Origin of the sequence: Streptococcus humanilactis (genome assembly GCF_019448275.1) — a bacterium.
Lineage (GTDB): Bacteria > Bacillota > Bacilli > Lactobacillales > Streptococcaceae > Streptococcus > Streptococcus humanilactis.
On sequence record NZ_JAHXBZ010000070.1, the window covers coordinates 1 to 202 of the forward strand.

Annotated in this window: 1 protein-coding gene; it reads left to right on the forward strand. The window is 42.6% G+C overall.

Annotation, left to right across the window (positions count from 1 at the left end):
• Window positions 1-202 (forward strand): MiiA motif-containing surface protein (locus KV696_RS09910; protein ID WP_219967542.1); only part of this gene is annotated, 202 nt, incomplete at both ends.

The window sequence follows — 202 nt, forward strand, 5'->3', positions numbered from 1 at the left end:
TCGAAGATAAAGTTAAGGCTGTAAATCCAGATGCAACAGTAGTTGTAGATGATAAAGGAAATGCGACAGTCACAACTCCAGAAGGTAAGACAGCTGTAATTCCAGCAGCAGACGTAACTAAGTCAGCAGCAGATGCAGGTAAAGCAAATGCAGGAAATGCAGTAAACACACCAGCAGCTAAGGTAGAAGTTAAAGATCCAGC